The sequence below is a fragment of the Flavobacteriales bacterium genome (assembly GCA_013214975.1).
Classification (GTDB): Bacteria; Bacteroidota; Bacteroidia; order DT-38; family DT-38; genus DT-38.
This window is the reverse complement of the sequence record JABSPR010000200.1, coordinates 1-3,488: the sequence shown is the minus strand read 5'-3', so window position 1 is coordinate 3,488 and position 3,488 is coordinate 1. Positions and strand designations below refer to the sequence as shown.

Annotated in this window: 2 protein-coding genes; both read right to left on the bottom strand. The window is 37.1% G+C overall.

The window, feature by feature from the left end:
* Nucleotides 1-248 precede the first annotated feature (248 nt).
* The gene (locus HRT72_06735) at nucleotides 249-2,120 is read right to left on the bottom strand and encodes an MBOAT family protein (GenBank protein NQY67404.1); all 1,872 of its coding nucleotides are present in this window, start codon (nucleotides 2,118-2,120) and stop codon (nucleotides 249-251) included.
* The gene (locus HRT72_06730) at nucleotides 2,107-3,357 is read right to left on the bottom strand and encodes a hypothetical protein (GenBank protein NQY67403.1); all 1,251 of its coding nucleotides are present in this window, start codon (nucleotides 3,355-3,357) and stop codon (nucleotides 2,107-2,109) included. The genes HRT72_06735 and HRT72_06730 overlap by 14 nt, the downstream gene beginning before the upstream one ends.
* Nucleotides 3,358-3,488 lie beyond the last annotated feature (131 nt).

Here is a 3,488-nt window from a genome sequence, read left to right as displayed (position 1 = left end):
TATTGCTCATCTAATTCTGTGGTATCCAAATTTTCCACTACTAAATCATTCGCGAAACTACTAGGCGCACAAATTAGTACGAGAAAAATGAGCCTCGTAATAAATAATAACCTCCCCAGAAATCCTTTAATATTTAATAATACCATAAAAGATCTTTGCATGCCAAGTATACAAAATTTGATCTATTATGTTACAATTGAGCCTTTTAAAAGGTAGTTCAGTAAAGGGTAGAGCTGATATGGAAAGAATTAGAATCTAAAATAAATAAAGGGCTGTGAGGCTTGTAGAGATTGATAAGCCATGATAGTAGCGAAAACAATTATCACACCTTTTATAACGATGTGCGAACGAATAAACCAATTCCTATAAAATGATTTTTGATTGGCTGGAATTAAGTGAATCCCGTATCCAAGGGCCAATACCAGATAGTAAAACCAGTATTCCGCGATTACTTGTGTAATTAGCTCCGCGTGGAAATGATTTAAGATCCGATCTAAGAAACTAGTGGCCACTTCCATATCGTCGGATCGGAAGAAGATTCGTGTAAAAGAAATAAAAGTTAAGGTCACAATTATTTTAAGCGTATTAGCCCAAGCAGCATTAATTCGTTCATATGGACTAATCTTCCTCCATAGTTTATATACTACCAATCCAAGACCATTTAACCCGCCCCATATTACCATGTTCCAATTCGCTCCGTGCCACAAGCCACCCAAAAGCATGGTAATCATCAGATTAATATTTGTATTTATCCAGTGCCTTACGCGATCAAAGCTTACAGCTAACACGAGTAATATGCTCATTAAAATATAAGAGATAGACAACACATACTTCCAATAATCTTTCGATAACAAGAGCAGTATAAAAAACATTACTCCTAGCATTATATAAGAACCTTCTGTGCCTCTTTTACTCCCTCCCAATGGTATGTATAAATAATCGCGTAGCCATGTGGAAAGCGAAATATGCCAACGCTTCCAGAACTCTCCAACGTTCTTCGCTTTGTAAGGAGAATTAAAATTCTGACTAAACTTAAATCCAAGTAGCAATCCTATTCCAATAGCCATATCCGTGTATCCCGAAAAGTCAGCATAGACTTGCATGGAGTAACCAAAAATGGCTATTACACATTGGAAACCGCTACTCATTTCTGGGTTTTGAAACGAATAATCAATAAAACCATTTGCAAGGAAATCTGCCAGAAATGCTTTTTTAAGCAGTCCGTTCAATATCCAAAAAATAGCTGTACCAAATTGAACCTTTGTTAGTCGATAAGGTTTATAAATCTGAGGAATAAACTCGGATGCTCTTACAATTGGTCCCATAACTAGTTGAGGAAAAAACGACACATAGAAGCCAAAATGCATGATGTTCTTTAATGGCACTAGTTTGTCTCTATAGATGTCGATGGTATAACTCATCGCTTGAAACGTAAAAAAGGATATACCTATTGGCAATATGATTCTTGAAAAAGTAAATCCTTTGCCCAAGCTATCGTTAGACCATTGTTCTAACACTAAGTTAAGATCCCATTGAGCGAGGAAATCAAAACCAAAAACATGATTTAGGGTATTCAAAAAGATTTTAAACGAGTCTGAAAAGAAGTAGGCATATTTAAAAAGAGCAAGCACGAACAAGTTAACACAAACACTAACCGCAACTAAGATGTTCTTACGTAGCCTTTGTTCTTGCTTATGAATGGCCAATCCAAGGAAATAATTTATTACCGTTGTAAACAGAAGTATCAGGAAAAAGGCACCACCCGACTTGTAGTAAAAGAACAAACTAGCGGCAAACAAAAAGGTATTACATGCCAGCGTTTTCTTATCGCTGTAAGAGTAATAAATAAAGAAAATAGCGAAGAGGGCCCACAGAAAATATATAACCAAGAAGCCCGAACTAAAAATCGCCATGTACAGAAACCCGATCGCAATAATTGAAGCAACCGGTATTAGTGTGGCCATGTTCTTCTTCTTGTAAATCAAGCCCATAAAAAGCATGACACCTGCCAAGAACAACCAAAAATAAATTTTGGTAAAGAACAGATCTTGCGACAATCCAGGAGTTGCCGGATCGTCGTTAAACAGAAATATTTTTTCGATCCAGCTAATTGGATTCATCCTTCAAAAAATTCTGGTAGTCGTTCATAAGGGCATTAAACATCATGTCGCCAACTAGGCGATAACCCTTATTCGAAAAATGTATTTTGTCTTTCTTGGCCAATCCATGATCTTCCCAGGTTTTAATGGAACCCAGTCCCCCCATAATTTCAAACATATCCCAAATTGCCGCATTATGATCTACACACAATTGCTGCATCACCTCTCGAACTTCAATTGCCCTTGGATTGGGTTTACCATTGCGATAACTGTCGTTGTTTGTAGTAAGCAAAATATCCACATCGGGATAGACTCGCCTAAACAATCCAATTAGCGTATCGTAATTTTGTTTGTACGTCTTCGGCCTAAACGAGGAATCATAGGCATCGTTTATCCCAATAGAAAATATTACGAGGTCCACATCCATAGAGTGTAAATGTTGCTCTAACCAGAGGGAGTTATTATATGATGGCACATCGGCTCCGTTACATCCTATATTCTGGTATATCAGCCCTGGATCGTCGTTTTCTAATTGAATTCCATAGAGTTCAAAATAGTTCTGAATGGAATCCGTTTTTCTTACTTCGAAGTAGATTGTATCTTGTAGACTCTCGAACTCATAATAAGCATACCCCAAGAAATTATAGAAATTCATCTTCTTTTTGATACCTCCATCAATAATAAAGGGAGTATAAGATTCATCTTCGATATCGTAGTAGAGTTTAATCTTATCGCTCTTGTACTTTAAAGGATAATACTCGTCGTAGCAATAAATTTTAAATGTGGTTAGAGTGTCTGTAGTTCGCACTTGGTAACCCAAAAGGCCAACCGGACAATCGTCTAACTTTTGTGCCGAACGACATTTTTCCCACGTACCAGTGTACTCTGTTTTGAAATTATTTGGATTATTACTTCTTGCCATGTGCAACGGAAAAACCATACCTCTCTCCCCTTTCATATGAGGTTCCATGGTTTGCATATTTATTCGAGTTGTGCCACTCCAAATATCGGCTTGGATGTGCGATCCTCCAACATGCATAATGTTCACATTAGACTCTTTTGATACTAGAGATTCTTGCAACTTTTCATAAAACCTATCGAGGCTAGTGGAGTCGCCATAGTACAAAATTTTGTTAGTATCGTAATTGATAAAACTATGTTTTGGCACCTTTTTAACATAAGGGCTTTGGGCCTGAGCAAGCATTTGAAATCCCAATGCCAAAATAAACGTTAGACTAAATAAATATTTACTTTTCATTCTTCTTTCCTCCTTTATATTTTCTGTAATCCTCTATCAATGCAGTATAAAACCAATCCGCAACTTTTCCCGCGCCCGTTCGTGTAAAATGTATGTGGTCTGAATACGCCAATCGAGGTTCCGCTTTAACC

What these genes read in the sequence shown, in the direction of transcription:
- HRT72_06730 (NQY67403.1), bottom strand. Translation starts at nt 3,357, where the DNA reads ATGAAAAGTAAATATTTATTTAGTCTAACGTTTATTTTGGCATTGGGA.
- HRT72_06735 (NQY67404.1), bottom strand. Translation starts at nt 2,120, where the DNA reads ATGAATCCAATTAGCTGGATCGAAAAAATATTTCTGTTTAACGACGAT.